Source organism: Blautia sp. AF34-10 (assembly GCF_003477865.1).
Taxonomy (GTDB): domain Bacteria; phylum Bacillota; class Clostridia; order Lachnospirales; family Lachnospiraceae; genus Fusicatenibacter; species Fusicatenibacter saccharivorans.
In genome coordinates, this window is the sequence record NZ_QUED01000058.1 from 1 (window position 1) to 5,013 (window position 5,013).

The 5,013-nt window shown below is 42.5% G+C and carries 2 protein-coding genes and 1 pseudogene; all 3 read left to right on the forward strand.

What is annotated here, in order from left to right:
* Window positions 1-2,807, forward strand: a 2,807-nt coding sequence (locus DWZ60_RS16625) for a Cna B-type domain-containing protein (RefSeq protein WP_119222158.1), incomplete at its 5' end; no start/stop codon positions are given.
* Window positions 2,808-2,922: 115 nt separating this feature from the next.
* A complete protein-coding gene (locus DWZ60_RS16630; protein WP_119222160.1) occupies window positions 2,923-4,563 on the forward strand; it encodes a SpaH/EbpB family LPXTG-anchored major pilin in 1,641 nt (546 codons plus the stop codon).
* A 137-nt stretch (window positions 4,564-4,700) separates the two neighbouring features.
* Window positions 4,701-5,013: pseudogene (locus tag DWZ60_RS16635) on the forward strand (class C sortase); the annotation flags it as partial.

Consider the following 5,013-nt stretch of genomic DNA (forward strand, 5'->3'; position numbering starts at 1 on the left):
TGGAAGGAGGAACCGTTACAAACGGTACTGCTGTAGATCTTCAGTTGGCAGAGGCTTATAGATGCAGTGGTGGATTTGCTGGTGAGATGCTTACAGGTTCTGTGGCAAATACAGGTGACGTTTCACTGGCAGGCCTCAAGATTATAGGTGCAGACAGTCTGGCAGCATTAAAAACCTTTGTGCCGGTTGTGAAACAGTCCCATGTGGAAGGATATCGTTCCGGTGCAAGGATCAGAGCAACTGGTATTGCAGACAAAGACCCGGCAGGATTTGCCGGAGGCTATGTGGGAAGAATGATCGGCGGTCAGATCTGGGGAGATGAAACTTCCTCCTGCAGTATCACAAATTTAAGGCGTGTAGATGGAACTTCTTATGTAGGCGGTTTTGCCGGAAAAGTAGATCCGGGTAGTGTGGCAGCTATTGATACAGCTACAAAACAGGGACTTTTGAATAAGCTTCTGGATGTTCTTATGGTAAATGCTCCGGCAGAACTGATCAAGGTTTTGAATGCTACTGTTTCCACCATTCGTTGTGCATCTGTGTCAGCCTGGGATGACTGGGGCGTGATTGTAAACGGAACCTATCAAAATGGAAGCAATACAGGGTACGCAAAAGCAGCCGGAGGCTTCGCAGGAAGTCTTTGTGGAGCAGTTCTTGGCGAGAAGGATAAGCCGGAAAGCGGAATCCGTGCAGACAAGATCCGTTCCGTAGTAGCCGGTGAATATGCCGGTGGATGCTTCGGTATTGCGGATGTTTCCGGTGCCGCAAACATTAGTGCAGGTAATGAGACCTCGGTATTACAGTATCTTTTAAAGCTTGGAAAAACCGATGTGCTGGATGCGTTCCGAAGCTATGTATATTACGGAAATGTCACAGGAAGCCCAGATGCAGGACTTGGCGTCAGTGCTAACACAGCGACAAAATCCGGACAGAATAATGAAGTAACATATAGCGGAACGGCGGGAGGTTTTGGCGGTTCACTGTTAAATGGATCTGTCAAAAACAGCAGCGTAACAGGATTAAATTATGTAACTGGTCTGAACAGCGTCGGCGGTTTTGTAGGTTACTCCGGAAAAAGCGGAGTTGTGAAAATGGAGAAGCTGGATGTGCTGGGAGATAATGCAGGACAGCTTCTTGGCGGTGCCCTCGGTGTTCTGGATATTTTTGGCTCCCACATTGATGACAGCAGTGTGGCAGGCATACCTGGTGGTTATACTGTTCAGAGTAAAGGTGGAGAGGAACAGATCGCAGGAGGATTTATCGGCTACGCAAATCTTTCCAGAATGGCAGGCTGTAATGCCGGAGATGCCCAAAATCAGGAAAACAGCCTGAAACTGGTAGAATCCGGTGGAACAGCCGGAGGCTTTGCCGGAAGAACAAGCTTTGCCTATCTTGCGGATGTAAAACTGGATTCCACGGTAGTGGATGCGTTGCTCGTAGTTCTGGATAATCTTGTAAAGGCGTTGTATCTGGATAAAATTCAGGACTCCAACCTGTTGCATATCAATCTTGGAATTGTGAAGGTCGATGCGTTGTACGATGGAAATCTCATCCATGTGAATCTGCTGGGACTTGATATTTCCGTTGGACTGTCCAAAATGTCGCCAGACAACGGCCAGCAGACAGATTTTGCAATCATTAAGATCGGAGATTCCTCCATTAAGCTTCCATGTGATAAAAATGGAATCATAACGAAAGATAATGATGTAAAGTCCAACATCAGTGTCAACCTAATCAAGGCAAACAGGACAAAAATCACAGACAGCAATGTGTATGGAATCACCATCGGATACAATGTCTACGCAGGCGGCGCAGGAAATGATGCGGATGGTACTGCAACAGATGGGCGAAGCGGAGGCTTTGTTGGTTACAACGACGAAGGTCTTCTTCGGAATAATGACATGTATTACTGCGATGTGGTCCGTGGAACATCCAAGCTGGTGGGACCATTCAGCGGAAACAGTAAACTGGACTCCGTATATGAGTTTAATACAAAAGCAGGTGTAGAAGGTGAGGATAACATTTACCGTATCTACCGAAAACCGACGATTACGGTCAATGAGATCAAAAAGAATTCAGCTGTCCTGACAGATACGTTCAGCCAGGAAAATGGATGGAGCATCTTTTCTGTAAAACATGTAGTGCAGGTAGATACATATGACACCTTGCAGAATGCGGTCATGGCAACAAAAGATTCTTCTGAAACGGCAGATCTGAATGCTTATGTATCAGATGCGAAAGCGGTTCTGATGTCAGATGCTAAAACTACAGTAAATACAGGGGACAGCACATCACCGGAACCATCGGATACACAGGATCCATGTGATGAATTTGTAAATCTGACCATTAATAAGGTCTGGAAAGATTTCCGAAATATGGATGGTATCAGGCCGGATTCCATTACAGTCACGATTTCCAGAAGCTGGACAGACGCAGATGGAGCGGAACAAACAGAAGTTGTGCCAGGATATGAAAACTATGTGGTAAAAGGCGATATCTCAAAATCCACATGGCAGGAGATTATTAAGTCAGAAAAACCCGACAAGCTGCTCCCAGCCTATACAAAAGATGCTGACGGAACTTTGCATTATTACAAATATTCTGTTACGGAAACGGAAATAAAAGGATATACAACTACAATAAAAAACTCTGATGATGGATTTACCTTCACTATCATCAACCGACATTTTGCACTTCTTCCGGACACTGGTGGAAAAGGCATCATGATGTTTATCATAGCAGGTGGCCTGTTGTTAGCGTTCCTGCTTTATACCGGACGCAGAAGGAAACGGAAACAGACGATGTAGGAAAGGGGGAGCAGGGTCATGAGAGAGATATGGCTGCGTGGGGAACTTCCACCGTAAAGGCTGAAAGAATCCCAAGTGAACCAATAAAAAAGCAAAAGAAAGTGAGAAAAGGAACATGAAGAAATTAGTATCAAGATTTATGGCAGTTCTGATGGCAATGACCATGATACTGTCCATGAGCATGACTGCATTTGCAGCAGAAGCTCCAAAAGGCACCCTGACAGTCAACAATACAGTGGCAGGAAAGACTCTGGATCTGTATCAGATTTTTTCAGCAACAAAAAGCGGCGATAATGTAGCATATACACTGAACAGTGCATATGAAGGATTTTTCCAGAGCAAAATTTCTGGTGCTTCTACATTAACAGGTGAAGCATTAAGTGAAAAAGCATATGCATATGTTAAAGATCAGGTCGGAACAGATGGAAGTAATGGCGCAGCGTTTGCAAAAGATATCATGGGATGGATTCTTGGAAATACTGCAACTGTAGAGGCTACTCATACAACTGCAACTACAACCGATACTACTACGGTAATTAATAACTTGGATTATGGATACTATGTAGTTTATCCATTAGGTGCAACAGATACATCTACAGCACCTGGAAATGAAACAGTAAAATCCGTAGCTTCTTTAGTCAGCGTTACAGGTACTGATGCTACAGTTAACATGAAGAGCAATTACCCGACAGTAGTAAAAAAAGTAAATGACAAAAATGCAGATGATGTCAACATTGGTGATACCGTGACTTACACACTGACATCTAAAGTACCGGATATGACAGGCTATACTTCTTATGTATTTAACTTCAAGGATACATTAGCGAAAGGTCTTACATTTGGAAGCATCACATCTGTGAAAATTGGTGACGTTACTATTAATGCTGATACAGATGGAACTAAGGCAGAGAATACATATACATTAACTACAAAAAATAATAAAGATGGAACAACAGAAATTAAGATTGAGTTGAACAAATTCCTTGCTTCTAATGCAAACAAAGCAGGACAGGAAATTAAAGTAACTTATACAGCAACCTTAAATAAAGATGCAGTAACTGGTTTTGATCCTAACACCAACAAGGCTACTGTTGAATACAGCAATAAGCCGGGAACAGAGAAAAAAGGTGAATCCGAGCCAAGCATCGTAGATGTACATACCTTTGATTTCACAATCTTCAAATATTACACAACAAATAGTGAGGGAACAGAAACTAAAAATCCTCTTAAAGGAGCAGAATTCGAGCTTTACAAGGCTAACGCAGAGGGTACTGCAGCAGATGAACAGGCTAAGATTAATATTGTAGACGAAGGAAATGGTGTATACCGTCAGGCAACAGCTGAGGAAGCTAAAGCAACAGACTTTACTTCTGCAAAAATTGTATCCGATGCTGACGGAAAAGTACTTGTAAAAGGTCTTGATGCCGGAACTTACTACTTAAGAGAGACAAAAGCTCCAGAAGGATACAACAAACTTCTCAGCGACATTACGGTTGTGATTAAAGCACACTATGATGAAATAACTGGCAAACTGAAAAGCTATTCAGTTGATTACACATACAATGGAAAGACTACAAATGGTACTGCAATCACAGACAAAGATAACCATCCAGAAGTAGCTGTAGAAAACAAAACAGGTGCACAGCTTCCATCTACTGGTAGCAAGGGAGCACTCATGGTAACACTGGCTGGTATCGTTCTTTTCGGTGTATTAACAGCAAGCAAAGCTTTTGGCAAAAAGAAAGCAAAAAACTAAGACATTCTGAAGTTTAAGAATGGATAAAAAGACAGTTCATCTTCCCGGTATTGTACCGGGAGGATGTCTGCTTTTTCTGAAATATCCAGTGTGGACTGGGTATTTCAGAAGAAACAGACGAAAAGGTGAAAGGTATTATGAAGAAAGTAGTGAAAATACTAAGAGGAATCGGATATCTGATGGCATTTTCTTTAATCCTGTATCCGGTAGTGAGTAATTACATTAATCAGATGAACAGCACAACCATTGCTACAGATTATGAACAGGAAGTTTCGCATTTGTCGGAAGAACAGGAAAATGCAATGATCAAGCAGGCACAGGACTACAACGAAAGCCTGATCGGAATTGGTTCCATAGCAGATCCATTTTCAGAAAGCAATGAAAACCAGACAGAAGATGATGAGTATAACAAACTTTTGAAAATTGATGATACTGGAATGATGGGATATA

Excerpts from the sequence above, each read along its gene's own strand:
- DWZ60_RS16630 (WP_119222160.1), top strand. The coding sequence starts at position 2,923 with ATGAAGAAATTAGTATCAAGATTTATGGCAGTTCTGATGGCAATGACC.